20 protein-coding genes are annotated in these 19,002 nt (G+C 67.6%); 15 read left to right on the top strand and 5 right to left on the bottom strand.

Annotated elements, in window-relative coordinates:
* Positions 1 to 2 precede the first annotated feature (2 nt).
* The 4 genes from ACYVJ8_RS14345 to def all read right to left on the bottom strand — a co-directional run bounded on the left by ACYVJ8_RS14345 (position 3) and on the right by def (position 4,515).
* Positions 3 to 1,703 (bottom strand): ArnT family glycosyltransferase, encoded by a 1,701-nt coding sequence (locus ACYVJ8_RS14345; RefSeq protein ID WP_460713544.1) that lies wholly within the window; start codon positions 1,701 to 1,703, stop codon positions 3 to 5.
* A gap of 71 nt (positions 1,704 to 1,774) precedes the next feature.
* The gene (rsmB, locus tag ACYVJ8_RS14340) at positions 1,775 to 3,067 is read right to left on the bottom strand and encodes a 16S rRNA (cytosine(967)-C(5))-methyltransferase RsmB (protein WP_460713542.1); all 1,293 of its coding nucleotides are present in this window, start codon (positions 3,065 to 3,067) and stop codon (positions 1,775 to 1,777) included.
* Positions 3,064 to 3,984, bottom strand: coding sequence for a methionyl-tRNA formyltransferase (fmt, locus tag ACYVJ8_RS14335; protein ID WP_460713540.1), 921 nt, complete (start codon positions 3,982 to 3,984; stop codon positions 3,064 to 3,066). Before fmt ends, rsmB begins: the two co-directional genes overlap by 4 nt.
* A 15-nt stretch (positions 3,985 to 3,999) precedes the next feature.
* Complete coding sequence (gene def / locus ACYVJ8_RS14330) at positions 4,000 to 4,515, bottom strand: peptide deformylase (RefSeq protein WP_460713538.1); 516 nt, start codon at positions 4,513 to 4,515, stop codon at positions 4,000 to 4,002.
* A gap of 274 nt (positions 4,516 to 4,789) precedes the next feature.
* On the opposite strand from def, the gene ACYVJ8_RS14325 reads away from it, so the two are divergent.
* From ACYVJ8_RS14325 to ACYVJ8_RS14260, 14 genes are all read left to right on the top strand, one after another.
* The gene (locus ACYVJ8_RS14325; protein ID WP_460713762.1) at positions 4,790 to 5,938 is read left to right on the top strand and encodes a LysM peptidoglycan-binding domain-containing protein; all 1,149 of its coding nucleotides are present in this window, start codon (positions 4,790 to 4,792) and stop codon (positions 5,936 to 5,938) included.
* A 141-nt stretch (positions 5,939 to 6,079) separates the two neighbouring features.
* Entirely contained in the window at positions 6,080 to 7,252 is a 1,173-nt protein-coding gene (dprA, locus tag ACYVJ8_RS14320; protein ID WP_460713536.1) for a DNA-processing protein DprA, read from the top strand.
* Positions 7,253 to 7,336: 84 nt separating this feature from the next.
* Positions 7,337 to 7,825 (top strand): DUF494 family protein, encoded by a 489-nt coding sequence (locus ACYVJ8_RS14315; RefSeq protein ID WP_460713534.1) that lies wholly within the window; start codon positions 7,337 to 7,339, stop codon positions 7,823 to 7,825.
* 84 nt (positions 7,826 to 7,909) lie between these two features.
* Positions 7,910 to 8,656 (top strand): GYF domain-containing protein, encoded by a 747-nt coding sequence (locus tag ACYVJ8_RS14310; RefSeq protein ID WP_460713532.1) that lies wholly within the window; start codon positions 7,910 to 7,912, stop codon positions 8,654 to 8,656.
* Between the two features lie 16 nt (positions 8,657 to 8,672).
* Positions 8,673 to 9,389, top strand: a complete 717-nt coding sequence (locus tag ACYVJ8_RS14305) for a pilin (RefSeq protein ID WP_460713530.1) — start codon at positions 8,673 to 8,675, stop codon at positions 9,387 to 9,389.
* Between the two features lie 10 nt (positions 9,390 to 9,399).
* A complete protein-coding gene (locus tag ACYVJ8_RS14300) occupies positions 9,400 to 10,437 on the top strand; it encodes an RDD family protein (protein ID WP_460713528.1) in 1,038 nt (345 codons plus the stop codon).
* Between the two features lie 216 nt (positions 10,438 to 10,653).
* On the top strand, positions 10,654 to 13,167 hold the full coding sequence (locus ACYVJ8_RS14295; protein WP_460713526.1) for a DNA topoisomerase I: 2,514 nt from the start codon (positions 10,654 to 10,656) through the stop codon (positions 13,165 to 13,167).
* Between the two features lie 13 nt (positions 13,168 to 13,180).
* Complete coding sequence (locus ACYVJ8_RS14290; protein WP_460713524.1) at positions 13,181 to 13,744, top strand: Sua5/YciO/YrdC/YwlC family protein; 564 nt, start codon at positions 13,181 to 13,183, stop codon at positions 13,742 to 13,744.
* Positions 13,745 to 13,835: 91 nt separating this feature from the next.
* On the top strand, positions 13,836 to 14,450 hold the full coding sequence (locus tag ACYVJ8_RS14285; RefSeq protein ID WP_460713522.1) for a DUF1579 domain-containing protein: 615 nt from the start codon (positions 13,836 to 13,838) through the stop codon (positions 14,448 to 14,450).
* A 122-nt stretch (positions 14,451 to 14,572) separates the two neighbouring features.
* Positions 14,573 to 15,277 (top strand): DUF4124 domain-containing protein, encoded by a 705-nt coding sequence (locus tag ACYVJ8_RS14280; RefSeq protein ID WP_460713520.1) that lies wholly within the window; start codon positions 14,573 to 14,575, stop codon positions 15,275 to 15,277.
* Positions 15,277 to 15,969 carry a DUF4124 domain-containing protein gene (locus ACYVJ8_RS14275; protein ID WP_460713518.1) on the top strand — a complete coding sequence of 231 codons (693 nt, stop codon included), beginning with the start codon at positions 15,277 to 15,279 and terminating at the stop codon, positions 15,967 to 15,969. Before ACYVJ8_RS14280 ends, ACYVJ8_RS14275 begins: the two co-directional genes overlap by 1 nt.
* Before the next feature lie 148 nt (positions 15,970 to 16,117).
* Positions 16,118 to 16,519, top strand: a complete 402-nt coding sequence (locus tag ACYVJ8_RS14270) for an OsmC family protein (RefSeq protein ID WP_460713516.1) — start codon at positions 16,118 to 16,120, stop codon at positions 16,517 to 16,519.
* A 13-nt stretch (positions 16,520 to 16,532) separates the two neighbouring features.
* Entirely contained in the window at positions 16,533 to 16,943 is a 411-nt protein-coding gene (locus ACYVJ8_RS14265; RefSeq protein ID WP_460713514.1) for an OsmC family protein, read from the top strand.
* A gap of 28 nt (positions 16,944 to 16,971) precedes the next feature.
* A complete protein-coding gene (locus ACYVJ8_RS14260; RefSeq protein WP_460713512.1) occupies positions 16,972 to 17,523 on the top strand; it encodes an NADPH-dependent FMN reductase in 552 nt (183 codons plus the stop codon).
* 4 nt (positions 17,524 to 17,527) lie between these two features.
* Here ACYVJ8_RS14260 and ACYVJ8_RS14255 read toward each other — a convergent pair whose 3' ends face one another.
* Complete coding sequence (locus ACYVJ8_RS14255; protein ID WP_460713510.1) at positions 17,528 to 18,304, bottom strand: SDR family oxidoreductase; 777 nt, start codon at positions 18,302 to 18,304, stop codon at positions 17,528 to 17,530.
* Positions 18,305 to 18,373: 69 nt separating this feature from the next.
* Between ACYVJ8_RS14255 and ACYVJ8_RS14250 the strand changes: the two genes are divergently transcribed.
* The gene (locus ACYVJ8_RS14250; RefSeq protein ID WP_460713508.1) at positions 18,374 to 18,607 is read left to right on the top strand and encodes a hypothetical protein; all 234 of its coding nucleotides are present in this window, start codon (positions 18,374 to 18,376) and stop codon (positions 18,605 to 18,607) included.
* Positions 18,608 to 19,002: the final 395 nt, after the last annotated feature.

The following is a 19,002-nucleotide window of genomic DNA, read 5'->3' as shown; positions in this document are numbered from 1 at the left end:
TTCTAGCCCTCGTCGGTTCCCAGCTCCAGTTCCTTGCCACCCGGCACGCAGCCGGGAACGACCGCGGTCGCCGGCACCAGCCACCACTTGCGCCGGTTGGAACGGCCGGCGAACTCCGCCTTGCTGCGATCGATGCATTGCGACAGCGCCGGCTCCTGCACCAGCAGCCAGCGCTGGCCCGGCGCTTGCGCCTGCCACGCGATGCCATGGCGCAACTGTTCGCCCCAGGGCATCTTGAAGCCGAACGTCGTCACGTTGCGCGGCGCCATCAGCAGGTTTTGCTCTTTCCACGCGACGAGGCCGAGTTGCGACTGCGCAGGCAGGCGACGGTCGATGTCGTTCATCAGTCCGCGTGCGGAGCTGGAATCGTTCAACAACGGATAGAGCAGCAGGCCGTACAGCACCCAGACTACGCTCAACGTCGACAGCATCGCCGCCACCGGCCGACGCCAGCCGAACCACAGCAGGCTCGCCCAGCCGCCGACGCCCATCGCGATCAACGACCACGCGAACGGCGCGGAATTCATCGTGAGGCCGCGATCGCCGATCAGCTTGTCTTCGAAACTCGGATGCCCGAACAGCATCCACAAGCCCGCTATCGTCATCGCCAACGCAAACATGCTGGCGAAGCCGAGCGCAATGCGGCGCGGCCAGACCTTGCGCAGGATGCCCGGCAACAGCGGCGCGAACGCCAGACATGCCATCGGCAGTGCCGGCAGGATGTAGACGTCGCGCTTGCCGTGTGGAATCGAGAAAAACAAGATGATCAGCAGCCACCACGCCAGCGGCAGCAGATAGCGCGGATCGCGACGCTGCAGGCGCCGCTTCCATGCGGGCAAGGCCCATGGCAGCGCGAACATCAGCGGCAGCCACATCGATAGCATCACGCCGAGGTGGTACCAGGCCGGCTGTTGGTGATCCCACGACTTCGCGTAGCGGCCGGCGGTCTGGTGGAACAGGATGTCGTCGAGGTAGGCGCGGTAAGCCGGATCAGGATGGTGCAGGGCGCTGGTCACCATCGGCACCAGCCACAGCGCCAGGGCGAACACGAATGCCAACGGCCCCAGCAACACCTGCCAGCGACGCAGCGGAAACACCACGCCCGGCCATTGCCGCACTACCGCGAAGGCTGCGGGCGCCAGCATCAGCAACGCCAGCGCGCCCACGCCCTTGGTGATCGTGCCCATACCCGCGGCGAACCAGCCCAGCATCCACATACGCCAGTCGCCGCCGCGCAGCAGATGCCGCAACAGGCCGTAGTTGGCGAGGGTGATCCAGAAGACCACGGTCGGATCGATCTGCGCCTTCTTCGCCTGATAGACGAAGTGCAGCGTGAACAGCAAGGCATAGCCCGCATACAGGCCGATGCGTCGCGTCCACAGGCGCTTGCCCAGATCGACCACGCACCACAGCGTGCCCAGCGCCGCCAGCAGCGAAGGCAGAAGAAAGGCGACGCGCCAGTTGCCGAACACGGTATACGCGGCGGCCTGCAGCCACATGAAGAACGGCGGTTTGTCCGAATACAGCTCGGTGCCGCGGTGCGGGAACAGCCAGTCGCCGCTTTCGACCATATGTTTGGCAACGAGCGTGAAACGCGGCTCGTCGGCGGGCCAGGGGTCGCGCAGTCCCAGGCCGGCGCCGAGCACCAGCAGGGCAAGGATCCAGAACAACCAGGTTTCGCGGGAGCGGGTGGTCTTCAGCATGCGAGGAATGATAGCCGCGGCGTGTCGGACGCAGGTCGAAGCGAGCCCATCGGTGTAGCGTCGATGGGGCGTTACGGCAGTTTGCGCAAACGGGCGTAGAAGAAACCGTCGCCGTCCTGCTCGCCCGGCAGGCGCTGGCGACCGGCGCCGCTGGGGCGGCCGAAGCGCTCGTCGAGCGCGTCCACGCGTGCGTCGGCGGTGCGGGCGAGGAAGGCATCGACCTGGCCTTCGTTCTCCGCCTTCAACACCGAGCAGGTCGCGTACAGCAGCACGCCGCCGGGCGCGAGCGTCGACCACAGCGCGTCGAGCAGGTGCGCCTGGGTGGCCAGCAACGGAGTCACGTCGGACTCGCGACGGTGCAGCAGCACGTCCGGCTGCCGCCGCACGATGCCCGTCGCCGAGCAGGGCGCGTCGATCAGCACCGCATCGAGGGGAGTGCCGTCCCACCAGGTTTCCAGGCGACTGGCGTCGGCGCTGCGCAACTGCGCCGCCGGGAGCCCCAATCGCGCCAGCGTGCTGCGGACGCGATCGAGTCGCTTGTCGTCGACGTCCAGCGCAACCAGCTTCAAGGCCGGATCGCGCTCGAGCAGATGCGCGGACTTGCCGCCCGGCGCCGCACACGCATCCAGCACGCGCGCCCCGGAAGGCAAGGCCAGGGCGTCGGCGACGAACTGCGCGGAGATGTCCTGCACGGAAACCGCACCTTCGGCGAAGCCCGGCAGTTGCGCGACCGCGACGCTGCCGTCCACGCGCAAGGCATCCGGTGCCGCCGCGTCTGGATGCGAAGCGATGCCGGCTTCGAGCAGACGCTCGCGATACACCTCGCGCGACTGCTGCAGGCGGTTGACGCGCAGCCACATCGGCGGCGTCTGCGCGCTGGCTTCGAGGATGCGCGTGTGGTCCTGCGGCCAATCCTGCTGCAGGCACGTGCGCAGCCATTGCGGCCAATGCGCGGCGGGATCGCCGGGCGGGAGGCCTTCGCGCTGGGCACGCCGCAACAGCGCATTGGCCATGCCGGCCTGATGCGCACGACCCATTGCACGCGCGGCTTCGACCGTCGCGGCGACGGCCGCGTGCGGCGGTAATGCCAAAGGATCCAGCTGCGCGAAGCCCGCATAGAGCAATGCGCGCAATTCGTCATCGCGCCTGCCCAGCGGCCGCGGCACCCACGTTTTCACCGCCGCTTCGAAACGGGCGGGCTGACGCAGGACGGCGAAGCAGATCGCTTCGACCAGCGCGCGATCGCGCGGGTCATCCAGTGTCGGCAGCTGCGCCGCAAGCTCCGCCTTGAGGGAGCGGCCGCGATGCAGCACGGCATCGAGCACGCGCGCGGCGACCACGCGCGGGGCGCTGCCGGTACTCACGCGCTCCTCAGGTCGGGGCGGCCGTTGAGGTAATCCGCCGCGGTGATCGCCTTGCCGCCTTCGCGCTGCAGGACGCGGATGCGCAGCGCGCCTTCGCCGCAGGCGACGTCCAGGCCATCACGGCCGGCGCGCAGCAGCGTCCCTGGCGCAGCGCCGTGCACTTCGTCCAATGCGATCGCGCCGTGCAGGCGCAGGCGTTCGCCCGCCACCATCGCTTCCGCCATCGGCCAGGGATTGAACGCGCGCACTTTGTTGGCCAGCACGATGGCCGGCTGCGACCAGTCGAGTTTTGCCTCGGCCTTGTCGAGCTTGTGCGCGTAAGTGACGCCGACTTCAGGCTGCGTCTGCGGAATCGGGCGCACGCCCGCGCGCAGCAGCCCCAGGCCATCGGACAACACTTGCGCGCCCAAAGCGGCCAGGCGGTCGTGCAACTGTCCGCCGGTCTCGCTCGCGCCGATGTCGAGCGACTGCGACAGCAGCACCGGCCCGGTATCCAGGCCCTTCTCCATCTGCATCAGGCAGATGCCCGACGCGCTGTCGCCGGCTTCGATCGCACGTTGGATCGGCGCGGCGCCGCGCCAGCGCGGCAGCAGCGAGGCATGCACGTTCCAGCAACCATAGGTCGGAATGTCGAGCACCGACTGCGGCAGGATCAGTCCGTAGGCGACGACGATCATCAGGTCCGGCTGCAGCGCGCGCAACGCGTCCTTGGACAGCGCGGACTTGAAGTTCTCCGGCTGCACCACCTCGATCCCGCGCAGCAACGCCTCGCGCTTGACCGGCGAGGGGGTCAGTTCGCGGCCGCGGCCGGCGGGACGATCGGGCTGCGTGTAGACCGCGACCACTTCATTGCGCTGCGCGGCGGCGCGCAGGCTGGGCACGGCGAAATCCGGCGTGCCGGCGAAAACAATGCGCATGGATGGGCTATGCCGTCAGGCCGCGGCCTGGCGGCGCGCCTTCGCCAGCTTCTTGCGCACCATCTCGCGCTTGAGCGGCGAGAGATAGTCGACGAACAGCTTGCCGATCAGGTGATCCATTTCGTGCTGGACGCACACCGCGAGCAGGCCGTCGGCGTCCATCGAAAACGCCTGGCCGTTGCGGTCGATGGCCTGCACGGTGATCTGGTTGGAACGGGTCACGTCGGCAAAGATGCCGGGCACCGACAGGCAGCCTTCCTGGTAGACCTGGTCGCCGTCGCGCGCGGTGATTTCGGGGTTGATGAACACCAGCGGCCGGGTTTTGTCTTCGCTCACGTCTATGACCATGAAGGTCTTGTGGACGTCCACCTGGCTCGCGGCCAGACCGATGCCCGGCGCGTCGTACATGGTCTCGAACATGTCGTCGAGCAGCTGCTGGAACGCCGGGTCGGCGATCTGCGACGGCTCGACCGGAACCGCCTTGGTACGCAGGCGGGGATCGGGGAATTCAAGGATGGGGAGCAGGGCCATGGTCGGAATCTCTGGGGCCCCTCCAGCGAAGGGGCAGCCGGTCGGCGCTGGCGCGATCGGCGTGGTGGGGGAAACATGCAACCGGTCACTGAAGCGCTGTGCGGTCCAGCAGATGGCTTCCCGGGAAAATGGGGGCCACGGTCACATCGTCAAGCACAGGTGCGATTGTAACGCCGGCAAGCCCCGGAAAAGCTTGCAAAGGCGCGCATCTTCTGGGCTATAGTGCCCGGGCCTGCGGGGAAAACTGGCAAGGGGAATCAGATACATGGCCGCCATGCTTAAACCAATTCGCACGGTCTTGACCGCTGCGCTCCTGACCATCGCCACTGTGGCCGTCGCGCAGGAAATGCGCGGTGATCATCCGGATACCTACACGGTCCGCCGCGGCGACACCCTGTGGGATATCGCCGGCAAGTTCCTCAAGCGTCCGTGGCTGTGGCCGGAGATCTGGCAGGCCAACCCGCAGATCAAGAATCCTCACCTCATCTATCCGGGCGACGTCATCTCGCTGGCCTACCTGGACCGTGTGGCGGTGACGCCCGGTCCGCGTGAAGAGGCCCCGCTGACCGGCGTGCCGCTGAAGGACGTCGAACGGTTCCTCAAGGACCTGCGCGTCGTCGACGAATTCGAAGACCTGCCCTACGTGGTCGGCCTGGAAGAAGACCGCCTGCGCGCCTCGCTCGACCAGGTCGTCTACGTGCGCAATCTGGCCGGCGCCCAGCCGGGCCAGCGCTACGCGATCGTGCGTCCGACCGTCCGCTACAACGCGATCAACCCCAAGCGCTGCTGCGACGTCACCACGACCAAGCCGGAAGACCTCGATTTCCGCGGCCGCACGACCAAGTTCACCGAACAGCTGTGGAATCACCTGATTCCGGCCAGCAAGGGCGAGTTCCTGGGCTATGAGCTGATGCAACTCACCACCGCGACGGTCACCCGCGTGGAAGGGGGCCAGTACGAGGCCACCACGCTGGTGGTCGACCAGACCGGCCGCGAAGTGCGCGAAGGCGATCGCTTGATTCCGGTCGAGCCGCAGCCCTACGACCTGCAGTTCTTCCCGCATCCGCCGAAGCAGGAATTCGCCTACGGCAAGGCCAAGGTGCTCGCCGTGGCCGACATGATCAGCACCGGCGGTCCGCGCGACGTCGTGGCGCTGTCGGTGGGTGCGCGTGATGGCATCGACAACGGCACCGTGTTCTCCAGCTGGCGCGTCGGTTCCAACGCCGTCGACCGCGTGGCGGTCGGCGTCGACCGCAGCCCGGACAGCGTCGGCAACGGCAACAAGGTGCGCCTGCCGGACGAATTCGCCGGCCACATGATGGTGTTCCGCACCTTCGACAAGGTCAGCTACGCCCTGGTGATGGACAGCATTCGTCCGACCCGCGTGGGCTACGAGCTCAAGCACCCGGACGCGTCGAACTAACCGACGTCCCGCACGATCAACGGCGCCGCAAGGCGCCGTTGTCGTTTCTGCGCTCTCGCTTTCGGTTCGCGGCGTTTTCCTACGCCAGGAACAGAAGGCGCCCGGCTGTATGCACATGGCCCGACGCATAGCCTGGTCGGCATGCAGATGGACGATACCGAGGCCTTGTTGCGCCTGGCGGCCGCCGGCGGACCGACCGGCGTGCGCAGGGCGCTGCTGGAGCGGCTCGGGCCTCCGTCGGCCGCACTGGCCGCTGGCGTTTCCGCGTGGCGCGCCAGCGGCCTGCTGGACGCCCAGATCGATGCTCTGCTCGCGCCCGACGCGCTCCGACTGCGGGCCGCACACGTATGGCTCGCACAGCCTGGCCATCACCTGCTCGCATGCACCGATCCCGACTATCCGCCCTTGCTTCGGCGCAGCCCGAACGCGCCGCTGGCGCTGTTTGTCGCCGGCGACCCCACGCTGCTGTGGCGGGCGTCGATCGCCATCGTCGGCAGCCGCGCCGCCACGCCGGGCGGCCGCGATAACGCCGCCTTGTTCGCGCGCACGCTGGTGGCCGCCGGGTTCTGCATCGTCAGCGGGCTCGCCTCAGGCATCGATGCGGCGGCGCACGAAGCCGCATTGGACGCCAGCGGCGCCACCGTCGCCGTGCTCGGCACCGGTCCGGACGTGCCTTATCCGCGTTCGCACACCGGTCTGCACGCGCGCATCGTGCGGAGCGGCGCGATCGTGAGCGAGCACCTGCCGGGCACCGGCGCGCGCGCCGAGCATTTCCCTAGCCGTAACCGCATCCTCGCCGGACTGGCCCTGGGCACGCTGGTGGTCGAAGCCGCGCAGCGCTCCGGCGCGCTGATCACGGCCCGCCTGGCGGCCGAGGCGGGGCGCGAAGTCTTCGCCCTGCCCGGCTCGATCCACAACCCGTACGCCCGCGGCTGCCATCGCCTGATCCGCGACGGCGCGGCGCTGGTCGAGACCCCTGCGGAGGTCACCGCGGCGCTGGCATCGGCCGCGGCCGAACTGGCCGGCGACTTGCGACTGCGGTTGCGGGACCCCATCTCTGCGTCGCCGCACCTTGCCGAAACCGGTCATGGCGAGGGTTCGACCCAGTCAGCAAACGGTCTGGAAGGCCAGGACGCCAACTACCAGACGTTGTGGAAGGCGCTCGGCCATGACCCCACAGATATGGATCAACTGGTCGTTCGGACTGGATTGACGCCCGCCGAACTGTCATCCATGCTCCTGATCATGGAGCTTGACGGCCGGGTCACCACGCAACACGGCCGGTACCACCGGAGTCGTCGATCCGCGGGTTGATTCACGTGTGAGGCACGGTTCTTGCGGCACCCCGACTAAGCCCCAACCCGCCCATCGCGCCGTCAGCGGCGCAGGCCGAGGGAAATGAAAGAGAGCATCCTGGACGTCCTGCTGTACCTGTTCGAGCACTACTTCACCGAGGACGCCGACCTCGTCCGCGACCACGATTCGCTCCGCAGCGGCCCGCTCTTCGAGGAGCTCGGCCAGGCCGGCTTCAGTCCCGCCGAGATCAACAAGGCCTTCGAGTGGCTGGACGCTCTGGCGTCGCAGCGCCCGAGTACCGCCACGCCGCGCGCCAACGGCCCCACCCGCATCTACTTCGGCCCCGAGCTGGACAAGCTCGACGTGGAATGCCGCGGGTTCCTGCTGTTCCTCGAGCAGCACGGCATCCTCGACGCCGACCAGCGCGAGCTGGTGCTGGACCGCGCGATGGCGCTGGACCAGGACGAACTCGACCTCGACGACCTCAAGTGGGTCGTGCTGATGGTGCTGTTCAACCAGCCGGGCAGCGAAGCCGCCTATGCCTGGATGGAAACCCAGATGTTCGCGGACGAACCCGAACCGGTACATTAGTCACACTTTGCCGCCGACGCGCCGGGGAGGGAGCGTCGGATAAGGCAAGCACCGGTTTTCAGGGAAGAGTTTCAGGGGAAGGCAATGATCGACTGGTATTACCACGCTCCCGGCGAGGGGCGCGTCGGGCCGCTATCGGCCAATGATCTGCGCGAGCTCTATCAAGAGCGCCGCATCCAGCGCGACACGCTGGTATGGCACCACGGCCTGCGCGAATGGCAGCCGCTGGAGCGACTCGAGGTGGAGATCGGCATCCTCGGCATGCAGCAGGATACGTCTGCACCGCCACCCATGCCTTCGAACGCGCCTGCGCCGATCGCGCCGCAACCGATACGGACCGCACCGCGCGGCAAGTACACGCGCGCGCCGCTACGCGAGAAGAAGACGCTCTCCGGCGGAGCGATCGCATTGATCGCCATCGCGGTCATCGTGATCCCGGGGGCAATGATCCTGGGCTCGATCATGCTGTCGTCCTACAAGGACTACGCGCAGCGCGCGACGAGCATCGGCAAGGTCCAGGGAATCGCGAACGGCCTCAAGCAGGTCGTCGCCGACTACGCGCTGCGCAGCGGCCGCTGTCCCGTCGATGGCGATCCGGGCGTGACGCAGCTGCAGAGCAAGGTCCGGCAGCAATTCGCCATGAACGTGAGCTTCGAGCGCACCGGCAACGGTTGCGCGTTCGAGGTCGCATTCAACGCCGACGGCAAGCCGATCGACGGCAAGGCATTGCGCTACGAGGGCCATGCCGAAGGCGATGGCTTCGCCTGGGAATGTCGCGGCGGCGACATGCCCGACAACCTGCGTCCACGCGACTGCCGCAGCGGCGGCTGATGTCCGGAGAGTTTCGATGACCCAGTGGCACTACGCCGACGACGCCGGCAATCGCGTCGGCCCGATTTCCTCCGAAGAACTGCGCGAGCACTACCGCCAGCGCCGGCTCCGCCTCGACAGCCTGGTCTGGAGCGAGGGGATGGTGCAATGGCTGCCGTTGGAGCGGCTCGCGATCGAACTCGACATCGACTCGATCACGCCCGACGCCACGCCGCCGCCGCCGCTGCCCACCGGCCCTGCGGCGCCGGTGCAACCCACGCGCGCGGCGGCCCCGCCGAAGAAGGGCATGTCCGGCTGCATGATCGCCTTGCTGGTGTGCGCCGCGCTGGCCATACCGATGGTGGGCATCCTCGCCGCGATCGCCATTCCGGCGTACCAGGATTACGTGCAACGCGCGAAGGTCGCCGAAGTCATGATCGCGGCGGTCCCGCTGAAGACCGCCATCGCCGAACACATGGCCAGCGAAGGCAATTGCCCGAACGATCAGAGCGGCGACCTGGCGGCTGTGCTCGCGCAGCTCACCCAACATCCACGGATCAGCGGCGTCCGCGTAGGGACCGTAGAAGGCGGCCATTGCGCCTTCGAAATCACCTTGCGCGGCCCGGGCGCCGTGGAGGGGAAGACGCTAATGTTCGAAACTGACGCGGACGCAAGCCAATGGGACTGCAGCGGCGGCGACCTGCCCGCGCGATTCCGTCCTATCCAGTGCCGCGCCACCTCAACTCCCACCTGAGCACCCAGTAATGAGCCAGTGGTACTACAGCGACTACCAGCGCAACCGCCTCGGCCCGGTTGCGGCCAGCGACCTCGCCGATCTGCACAACGCCGGCCAGCTGCAGCCGGACACCCTGGTGTGGCGTGAAGGCATGCCGCAGTGGCGGGCCTGGCGCGAAGTTATGACGCAGGCGCTCAACGAAGCCGCCGGCCGTGCGCCGGTCGAAGCCGCGCCGCTGTCGGCGGGCGTGAATCCGTACGCGATGGCCGAGCCGCTCACCGCCGCCGCGACGCCGGCCCCCGCGATGGGCGGGGCCGCCGCCACCGCTCCGCTGGGCACCCTGTCGTCGACGACCACGCTGAGCGCGGGCGCCAATCCTTACGCCGCCGCCGAACCGAGCTCGCCCTACGCGCCGCCGCGCGCCACGGTGAGCGCCGGCAGCGAATACGTCGCCGGCGGCGAGGTCGTGTACGCGGGTTTCTGGAAACGCTTCGCCGCCAACTTCATCGACGTGTTCGTGATCGGCATCGTGACCTGGATCGTGCAAATGATCGTCATGGCCGGCTTCGGTGTGAGTGCGACCCTCTCCGCGCGCAGCGACCCCAGCGCCATGATGGCGGGCGCGGGCCTGTTCGGCATGCTGCTCGGCATGTTCCTGATACCGCTGGCGATGCAGGCGGTCTACTACGCCTGGATGCACTCCTCCAGCCGCCAGGCCACGCTGGGCAAGATGGCGGTAGGCATCAAGGTCACCGACGACGACGGACAGGCCATCAGCTTCTCCCGCGGCATCGGCCGCTACTTCGCCACGATCATTAGCAGCCTGACGGTGGGCATCGGCTACATCATGGCCGGGTTCACCGAGCGCAAGCGCGCGTTGCACGACATGGTCGCCAGCACGCTGGTCGTGGACCAGTGGGCGTTCACCGCCCATCCCGAGCGGCAGCGGCATGAGCTGGGCACGGTGACCGTGGTGATCATCGTCATCGCCGGCGTGTTCATCATCGGCTACCTTCTGCTGATTGCGGCGATCGTCGCCGCCGGAATAGCCGGCGGCATGCATTAACCTCGTGCTCCGGCTGCGGCCGGGGTCACACCCGGCCGGGCTCCGGTCGAGGGGTGGCGGTCCTCCCAGGCTTGACAGGCCTGGCCGCCTCGTGATTCCACTAAAAAAAGAACAAGATCCCGACGCCCGTGGCCCCAGGCCCCGGGCGTTGCCTTTCCTGATGTCGTTTGGCGTTCCTCCCCCATAGCCCGGGAACGCCCGGAACCGGACTCCCCCATGGCCAAGAACCTCCTCATCGTCGAGTCGCCCGCCAAGGCCAAGACGATCAACAAGTACCTGGGCAAGGACTTCACCGTCCTGGCCTCGTACGGCCATGTGCGCGACCTGGTGCCCAAGGAGGGGGCGGTGGACCCGGACAACGGCTTCGCCATGCGCTACGACCTGATCGAGAAGAACGAGAAGCACGTCGACGCCATCGCCAAGGCCGCCAAGGGCGCCGACGCCCTGTTTCTGGCAACCGACCCGGATCGCGAAGGCGAGGCGATCAGCTGGCACATCGCCGAGATCCTCAGGGAGCGCGGGCTGCTCAAGGGCAAGACGCTGCAGCGCGTGGTGTTCACCGAAATCACGCCGCGCGCGATCAAGGAAGCGATGACCCAGCCGCGCGACATCGCCAGCGACCTGGTCGACGCGCAGCAGGCCCGCCGCGCGCTGGACTACCTGGTCGGCTTCAACCTCTCGCCGGTGCTGTGGCGCAAGGTGCAGCGCGGCCTGTCCGCCGGCCGCGTGCAGTCGCCGGCGCTGCGCATGATCGTGGAGCGCGAGGAAGAGATCGAAGCCTTCGTCGCCCGTGAATACTGGAGCGTCGAGGCCGAGTGCGCGCATCCCACGCAGGCGTTCACCGCCAAGCTGACCAAGCTGGACGGCAAGAAGGTCGAGCAGTTCACGATCACCAATGGCGAGGATGCCGAAGCCGCCCGCCAGCGCCTGGTCAAGGCCGCCGCCGGCGCGCTGCACGTCACCGACGTCGCCAGCAAGGAGCGCAAGCGCCGCCCGGCGGCGCCGTTCACCACCTCCACGCTGCAGCAGGAAGCCGCGCGCAAGCTCGGCTTCACCACGCGCAAGACCATGCAGGTCGCGCAGAAACTGTACGAAGGCGTGGCGATCGGCGAAGAAGGCACGGTCGGCCTGATCACCTACATGCGTACCGACTCGGTCAACCTGTCGCAGGACGCGCTGGTCGAGATCCGCGACGTGATCGCCCGCGACTACGGCACCCGCGCGGTGCCGGACAAGGCCAACGTCTACACCACAAAGTCGAAGAACGCGCAGGAAGCGCACGAAGCGGTGCGTCCGACCTCGGCGCTGCGCACGCCCGCGCAGGTCGCACGCTTCCTCAGCGACGACGAGCGCAAGCTGTACGAACTGGTGTGGAAGCGCGCCGTCGCCTCGCAGATGGTTCCGGCCACGCTCAACACCGTGTCGGTTGATCTGGCCGCCGGCAACGAGCACAGCTTCCGCGCCTCGGGCACGACGGTGGTCGATCCGGGCTTCCTCGCGGTGTACGAGGAAGGCAAGGACACCAAGAGCAGCGAAGACGAAGACGAAGGCCGCAAGCTGCCGGCGATGAAGGTCGGCGACCGCGTCCCGCTCGACCGCATCCACGCCGATCAGCATTTCACCCAGCCGCCGCCGCGCTTCACCGAAGCGGCGCTGGTGAAGGCGCTGGAGGAATACGGCATCGGCCGTCCCTCCACCTATGCCTCGATCATCCAGACCCTGCTGTTCCGCAAGTACACGGAGATGGAAGGCCGCAGCTTCCGACCCACCGACGTCGGCCGCGCGGTATCGAAGTTCCTCAGCAGCCACTTCACCCGCTACGTCGACTATGACTTCACGGCGAAGATGGAAGACGAACTCGACGCCGTCTCGCGTGGCGAAGAGGAATGGGTGCCGTTGATGGAGAAGTTCTGGGGCCCGTTCAAGGAGCTGGTCGAAGAGAAGACCGAATCGGTCGATCGCAGCGAGGCCACCGGCGCGCGTGAACTCGGCACCGATCCCAAGAGCGGCAAGCCGGTGAGCGTGCGCCTGGGCCGCTTCGGGCCCTACGCGCAGATCGGCGACAAGGACACCGATGAGAAGCTGGAGTTCGCCTCGCTGCGCCCCGGCCAGTCGATGCACACCATCACGCTGGAGGATGCGGTGGAGCTGTTCAAGCTGCCGCGCAAGCTCGGTCTGAGCGACGGTCACGAGGTCAGCGTCGGCGTCGGCCGATTCGGGCCGTTCGCCAAGCGCGGCAGCGTCTACGCCTCGCTGAAGAAGGAAGACGATCCGTACACGATCGACCTCGCCCGTGCGGTCTTCCTGATCGAAGAGAAGGAAGAGATCGCGCGCAACCGCATCATCAAGGAATTCCCGGGCAGCGACATCCAGGTGCTCAACGGCCGCTTCGGTCCGTATCTGTCGGACGGCAAGCTCAACGGCCGTATTCCCAAGGACCGCGAGCCGGCCTCGCTGACGCTGGAAGAAGCGCAGCAGCTGATGGAAACCACGGGCAAGCCGATGCGCGGCCGCTTCGGCAAGAAGGCCGCGGCGAAGAAGGAACCTGCAGCGAAGAAGGCGGCCGCGAAGAAGGCCGCGGTCGAGAAGCCGGTGGCGAAGAAGGCAGCCAAGAAGGTCGCGAAGAAGGCCACCAAGAAGGCGACGACCAAAACCGCTGCCAAGAAGGCAACGACGAAGACCGCCGCCAAGAAGGCAGTGAAGAAGGTCGCGAAGAAGACCAAGGCGTAACGGTCTTCGCCTCATGCCCGCCCCGCTCTCCCTGACCGACGCCGCCCGTGTCCTGCACGACGGCGGCGTCATCGCCTACCCCACCGAAGCCGTGTGGGGCCTGGGCTGCGATCCCTTCAACGAAGCCGCGGTGCTGCGCCTGCTCGCGATCAAGCAGCGCGAAGTCGCCAAGGGCCTGATCCTCATCGCCGCCCGTCGTGCGCAGTTCGACGGCCTGCTCGACTGGAGCGCGCTGCCGCCCGATCGCCTCGCCGCCGTGGCAGACAGCTGGCCCGGCGCCAACACCTGGATCGTGCCGGCGACCGCGCGCGTTCCGCGCTGGATCACCGGCGCGCATACCGGCGTCGCCGTGCGCGTCAGCGCGCATCCTGTCGTGGCGGCCCTGTGCGAAGCCTTCGGCGGTCCGCTCGTCTCCACCAGCGCCAACCTTGCGGGCGAACCGCCAGCCTTCCTGCGCGAGGCGCTCGACCCGGCCTTGCTCGCGCAGCTCGATGGCATCACCGAAGGCGAGACCGGCGGACTCGAAGCGCCCACGCCCATCCGCGACGCACTGAGCGGAGCGGTGCTGCGGCTTTGATTCGCCGCACCACGACGAACGCGGCTTTAACGAAACCCAGCGTAGCGTTCGCCCGCCGGCCGCCCTCGCGGCCTACCAGGGAGAGGACGCAATGAAGATCCACCGCATTGCCGCGCTCACGCTCGGCTGCCTGCTTGCAACGACCGCCTTCGCCAAGGACAAGAAGGCCGCGGCACCACCGCCGATGACGCCCGAACAGCAGGCGATGATGGAAGCGTGGCAGAAGGCCTCCACGCCCAACGACAAGCACAAGCAGCTGATCGCGGAGTTCGAGGGCACCTGGAACACCAAGATGACCTCATGGATGGATCCGTCGACACCGCCGCAAGTCGAGACCGGAAAGTCGGTCAACACCGCCGTATTGGGCGGCCGCCAGTTGCGCATGGACTACAGCGGGCAGTTCATGGGCCAGCCGTTCGAAGGCGTGGGTTACTCGGGCTACGACAATGTGACCGGCAAGTACTTCAGCACCTGGTCGGACAACATGTCGACCGGCCTGTTCGTGTCCCAGGGCAGCTACGACCCGGCGAGCAAGAGCTACACCTACACCGCGCAGATGCCCGACCCGATGCACAACGGCGCGCTGGTACCGGTGCGCGACACCGTTCGCATCGTCGACAAGGATCACGTCACCTTCGAGATGTACGAAACGCGCGACGGCAAGGAACGCAAGAGCATGCAGATCGAATACACGCGGGCGAACTGAACGGTCGCATCGCCGCGCACGCGAGGGCCGGGCAACCGGCCCTTCGTGTTGTCGCCTGAATTGCGCGCAACGTCCGCCGCCGGCGGCTTCCCACCGCCCCGGCGCGAGCGCAAGATGCCGGCATGACGCGCGCCGGCCGCCATTCGATCGCTTTTTCCATCATCGCCATGGCCGCGTTGGCTGCGGCGCATGCGTACGCCGGCGACGTCACCATCTACCGCTGCACCGACGCCAAGGGCCAGCTGACGCTGCGCGATACCCCGTGCCGCGCCGGCGAGAAGCAGGAAGCACGCAGCATGGTGCGGCCTACCGACCCGCCGCCGCGGCCCGCACCGCCCGCCGCATCGGTAGCACCCAAGCCTGCCGCCGAACCCGCGCAGCGCTACGTCGTGATCACGCCGCCGCAACCGCTGTACGAATGCGTCACGCCCGACGGCGAGCGCTATACCAGCGAGTCCGGCGAAGGCCGCGCACACTGGGAGCCGATGTGGACGTACGGTTACCCGGCCTATCCGATCCAGCCAGGCGGCGGCTTGAGCGCCAACGTCGGCTTCCGCAGCGGCAACGTCGCCGGCCACGTCCGCATCGGCGATCCGAACCACCCGACCCAGCGTCCGCCGGTGCTGGTGCCCGCGGTGCCCACCGGGCAATGGGTGCGCGACGAATGCAATCGCCTGCCGCAGGCCGAGGTCTGTGGGCGCCTGCGCGACGAGCGCTATGAACTCAATCGCCGCTGGAACATCGCCCAGCCCAGCGAGCGCGCGCAAATCGATCGCCAGACCCGTGGCATCGACGCACGCCTGGCCAACGACTGCGGAGACAGTTGATGCCGTTCGAAATACCTGGTCGTCGCCCTCTCACGCGCATTGCCGCTGCAGCGGCCTTGTTATTCGCCATCGCGATGCCTTCCGCGCATGCACAAGGCGTCGTGATCTATCGCTGCACCGACGCGAACGGCGCGCTGACCATCCAGAACGGCACGCCCTGCCCCAAGGGCAACAAGCAGGAACGCCGCGTCATCGAATCCGCGCCGCCCTCCTCCGCGCCGCCCTTCGTTGCGCCGCCGGCGCCGCACAAACCCGCCGTCGCACCACCGCCGCCTCGCGCGCCGACGCCGATCGCAACGAGGCCGCTTCCGCCGCCCGAACCGGCGGTCGAGTCCGAACCCGCCATCGCCGACGCCGACCGCCTGCCGCCGCCATGGCTGTACGAATGCCACACCTACGACAACGACAAGTACCTGAGCGAGGACGGCGATCCGAAACAGCGCTGCGTGACGCTCACCACCACCGGCCTGGGCGGCCTGGTCGAAAACAACAACAACACCGCGGCCTGCGAAGTGAAGATCGACCAGTGCCAGCGCGTGCCCGACGGCGCCTTGTGCGACGGCTGGCGCCGGCGCCTGCGCGATGCGCAATCGGCACTGCGCTTCGGTGTCGTCGACGACCGGGCCAAGGCGGAGGCGGAAGTGCGACGCATCACCCGCGTCGTTCGCGAGAGCACCTGCGCGCGTCAATGACGCCGGCCTCATGATGGCCTGCCGAAGTCGATCACCGGTCAAGTGACGGCACGCGCGAAGGAGTGTTTCCGCCTTGCATTCCCCGCCCGCGCCGGGATGGCGTAACGTCTGCAGCCTCACCGCAGGTCGTGCTCATGGAAATCGCCTCATGAAGAAGGTCAACCTCGCCACGGTGGTCTCCACCGATACGCATTACCTGCACCACATCCACGTCGGCCACTTCGACCTCGACACCGACGAGCCGCGCGCGCTCGGCGGACAAGGTGCGGCACCGGCTCCCTTCGATTACTACCTCGCCTCGCTGTCGGCGTGTACCGCGATCACCTTGCGCATGTACGCCGAACGCAAGGGCTGGAACCTGGGCGAGTTCCGCGCCGAACTGGCACTGAGCTTCGGCGACGACGGCAAGCCGCACGTGCATCGCACGCTGCATTCGGACCAGTCGCTCAGCGACGAGCAGTGGAACCGTCTGCTGGAGATCGTCGCCAACACCCCGGTCACCAAGGCGATGCGCGAAGGCGCGGTAATCACCAGCGAACGCGGCAGCTGACAGGACCCTACGCATGAGCACGATTTCCACCGTCCACGCCCGCAGCGGCGATGTGCCCTACACCGTCCACCTGAGCGACGACCTGGCCCACGCCTGGCTCGGCGACGAGCCGACGGACAAGGGCGGCGGCAATGTGGGCCCCGATCCCACGCGCCTGCTGCTATCGAGCCTGGGCGCCTGCACCGTGATCACCTTGCACATGTACGCCGCGCGCAAGCAGTGGCCGCTGGCGTCGGTAAACGTCGAGCTGCAGTTCAATCCGGCGGGCAAGCCGAAGAGCGGTACCGACATCACCCGCCGTGTCACCCTGCACGGCGAGCTCGACGAAGCGCAACGCGCGCGCCTATTGCAGATCGCCAATGCCTGTCCGATCCATAACGTACTGGTCGGCGAAGTACGCATCGACACGTCGCTCGCCGACTGATCTCGGCCACGTTCACAGGAGTCCACGCATGGTCAGGATTCTCGGCATCTCCGGCAGCTTGCGCGCCCGTTCGTTCAACACCGCGCTGCTGCACGCCGCGCAGGAGCTGGCGGGCGCGGACGTGCAGTTCGACGCCGCCACGCTGCACGGCATTCCGCTCTATGACGGCGATCTGGAGCAGCGCGAAGGCCTGCCCGCCACGGTCGCTGCGCTGAAAGAGCGCGTGGCCGCCGCCGACGGCGTCCTGCTGTGCACACCCGAGTACAACAACGGCATCCCCGGCGTGTTCAAGAATGCGATCGACTGGTTGTCGCGGCCCGCGGACGACATCGCCCGTGTGTTCGGCGATCGTCCGTTCGCCGTCATCGGCGCGTCGCCCGGCGGCTTCGGCACGATCCTGGCGCAGAACGCCTGGCTGCCGGTGCTGCGCACCTTGCGCGTGCGTTACTGGTCCGGCGGCCGCCTGCAGGTCTCGCGCGCGCACACCTTGATGGATGCGGACGGCAAGCTGGCGGACGAGGCCACGCGCAAGCTGGTGGGCGAATTCGTCGCCGGCTTCGCGCGCTTCTGCGCGCGCTGACGATTCAGAAGCCGTAGCGCAGGAAGCCGCCGTCCACCGCGATGCATTCGCCGGTGACGTAGCTCGATGCCGGCAGACACAGAAACGCCACCGCTGCGGCCACTTCTTCCGGCTCGCCGATGCGTCCCAACGGCGTGCGCAGCAGCACTTCATCTAGGTAATCGGGATCGGCCAGCTTGTCGGAAGTGCGCCGCGTGCGGATATACCAGGGAGCCACGCTGTTCACCCGCACACCGTCCTCGGCCCACTCCACCGCAAGATTGCGCGTCATCTGGTGCATCGCCGCCTTGCTCATGCCGTACGGCGCGCCGCTGCGCACGTGGGTGATGCCGGAGACGCTGCCGACGTTGACGATGCTCGACGCTGCATGCTTCGTCAGCAGCGGATAGGCGTAACGCGACAGCTCGAAGGCGGAGAACAGGTTGATCTCGAAGATCTGCCGCCACTCGTCCTCGGTGTAGTCGTTGGCCGCCTTGGTGAGATTGCCGCCGGCATTGTTCACCAGGATGTGCAGGCCTTCGCCGAAGTCCTCCACCCAATCCAGCAGTTCGCGCCGCTGCTCGTCGTCGCCGACGTCGGCGACGAAGGTCTGGATGTCGCGCTCGCCGAAGTCCTCGGCCAGTTCCGCGCGTGCGTTGTCCAGCCCGGTTGCGTCGCGTGCCGCCAGCAGCACGTCGGCGCCGAAGCCGAGCAACTCGCGCGCGATCGCCCGGCCGATGCCGGCGCTACCGCCGGTGACCAGGGCCAGCTGCCCGTCCAGCCGCCAACGCTTGGGGTCCATGTGCTCTCCATCTCGATGCGGCCTGCGCGACCGGCGTAGCATAGCCGCGACCCGGATTGGAGACCTCCCATGGTTCGACCGCTGTTGTGCGCGCTGCTGTCCTGCTCCTTGCTGCTGGGCGTCGCCGCCTGCTCCAAGCCGAAGCCGCCGGAGAAGGAGCGGCCGGTCGACCCGCAGGCGCAAGGCCATACGGAATTGCGCGACGCCATCCAAGCGCCGATCGAAAAGGCCAAGAAGGTCGAAGACACCACGGAGAAAGCCAAGGAGGCCCAGGACGCGGCGATCGAGGCACAGGGCGGCTGAGCCGCACTCCTTTTGTCTCTGTTGGTTTTTAGAGCGTGTCGGCTTCGTTGGGACGCGCTACCCGACGCGATGGGGGTGCTCCGCCCCTCCGGATGGCATCCCTGCCTTTAGTCGGGGCCGCGGACCATCCTGGTCCGCTCTCCGCACCCCCATCGCGCCGGGCAGCGCTTAGCGCGAGCGTGTAGAGCGCCGCTTCGGTAAAAGCTTTTTATTTCGCTTTCAACGCGTCCGAGATGTGTGGGAGGGCAGGCGGCGCCGGTGGGTAGGCGCGACTGTCGGCGGCATGGATGCCGCCGATCAAGCCGCGCCCCCGTGAAACGCAGTTACGACCGCGCCGAACGCGCCGCAGCGCGTGTCTGCGGTGAACGATGGGGCGGATTCACGGCGTGTCGCGA

Source organism: Lysobacter terrae (assembly GCF_054782215.1).
The sequence above is the reverse complement of the archived record's forward strand: the minus strand, read 5'-3'. Positions and strand labels throughout refer to the sequence as shown.

Coding starts and splice junctions, on each gene's coding strand:
- ACYVJ8_RS14345 (WP_460713544.1), bottom strand. CDS start 1,703: ATGCTGAAGACCACCCGCTCCCGCGAAACCTGGTTGTTCTGGATCCTT.
- fmt (WP_460713540.1), bottom strand. CDS start 3,984: ATGCGCATTGTTTTCGCCGGCACGCCGGATTTCGCCGTGCCCAGCCTG.
- def (WP_460713538.1), bottom strand. CDS start 4,515: ATGGCCCTGCTCCCCATCCTTGAATTCCCCGATCCCCGCCTGCGTACC.
- ACYVJ8_RS14325 (WP_460713762.1), top strand. CDS start 4,790: ATGCTTAAACCAATTCGCACGGTCTTGACCGCTGCGCTCCTGACCATC.
- dprA (WP_460713536.1), top strand. CDS start 6,080: ATGCAGATGGACGATACCGAGGCCTTGTTGCGCCTGGCGGCCGCCGGC.
- ACYVJ8_RS14315 (WP_460713534.1), top strand. CDS start 7,337: ATGAAAGAGAGCATCCTGGACGTCCTGCTGTACCTGTTCGAGCACTAC.
- ACYVJ8_RS14310 (WP_460713532.1), top strand. CDS start 7,910: ATGATCGACTGGTATTACCACGCTCCCGGCGAGGGGCGCGTCGGGCCG.
- ACYVJ8_RS14305 (WP_460713530.1), top strand. CDS start 8,673: ATGACCCAGTGGCACTACGCCGACGACGCCGGCAATCGCGTCGGCCCG.
- ACYVJ8_RS14300 (WP_460713528.1), top strand. CDS start 9,400: ATGAGCCAGTGGTACTACAGCGACTACCAGCGCAACCGCCTCGGCCCG.
- ACYVJ8_RS14295 (WP_460713526.1), top strand. CDS start 10,654: ATGGCCAAGAACCTCCTCATCGTCGAGTCGCCCGCCAAGGCCAAGACG.
- ACYVJ8_RS14290 (WP_460713524.1), top strand. CDS start 13,181: ATGCCCGCCCCGCTCTCCCTGACCGACGCCGCCCGTGTCCTGCACGAC.
- ACYVJ8_RS14285 (WP_460713522.1), top strand. CDS start 13,836: ATGAAGATCCACCGCATTGCCGCGCTCACGCTCGGCTGCCTGCTTGCA.
- ACYVJ8_RS14280 (WP_460713520.1), top strand. CDS start 14,573: ATGACGCGCGCCGGCCGCCATTCGATCGCTTTTTCCATCATCGCCATG.
- ACYVJ8_RS14275 (WP_460713518.1), top strand. CDS start 15,277: ATGCCGTTCGAAATACCTGGTCGTCGCCCTCTCACGCGCATTGCCGCT.
- ACYVJ8_RS14270 (WP_460713516.1), top strand. CDS start 16,118: ATGAAGAAGGTCAACCTCGCCACGGTGGTCTCCACCGATACGCATTAC.
- ACYVJ8_RS14265 (WP_460713514.1), top strand. CDS start 16,533: ATGAGCACGATTTCCACCGTCCACGCCCGCAGCGGCGATGTGCCCTAC.
- ACYVJ8_RS14260 (WP_460713512.1), top strand. CDS start 16,972: ATGGTCAGGATTCTCGGCATCTCCGGCAGCTTGCGCGCCCGTTCGTTC.
- ACYVJ8_RS14255 (WP_460713510.1), bottom strand. CDS start 18,304: ATGGACCCCAAGCGTTGGCGGCTGGACGGGCAGCTGGCCCTGGTCACC.
- ACYVJ8_RS14250 (WP_460713508.1), top strand. CDS start 18,374: ATGGTTCGACCGCTGTTGTGCGCGCTGCTGTCCTGCTCCTTGCTGCTG.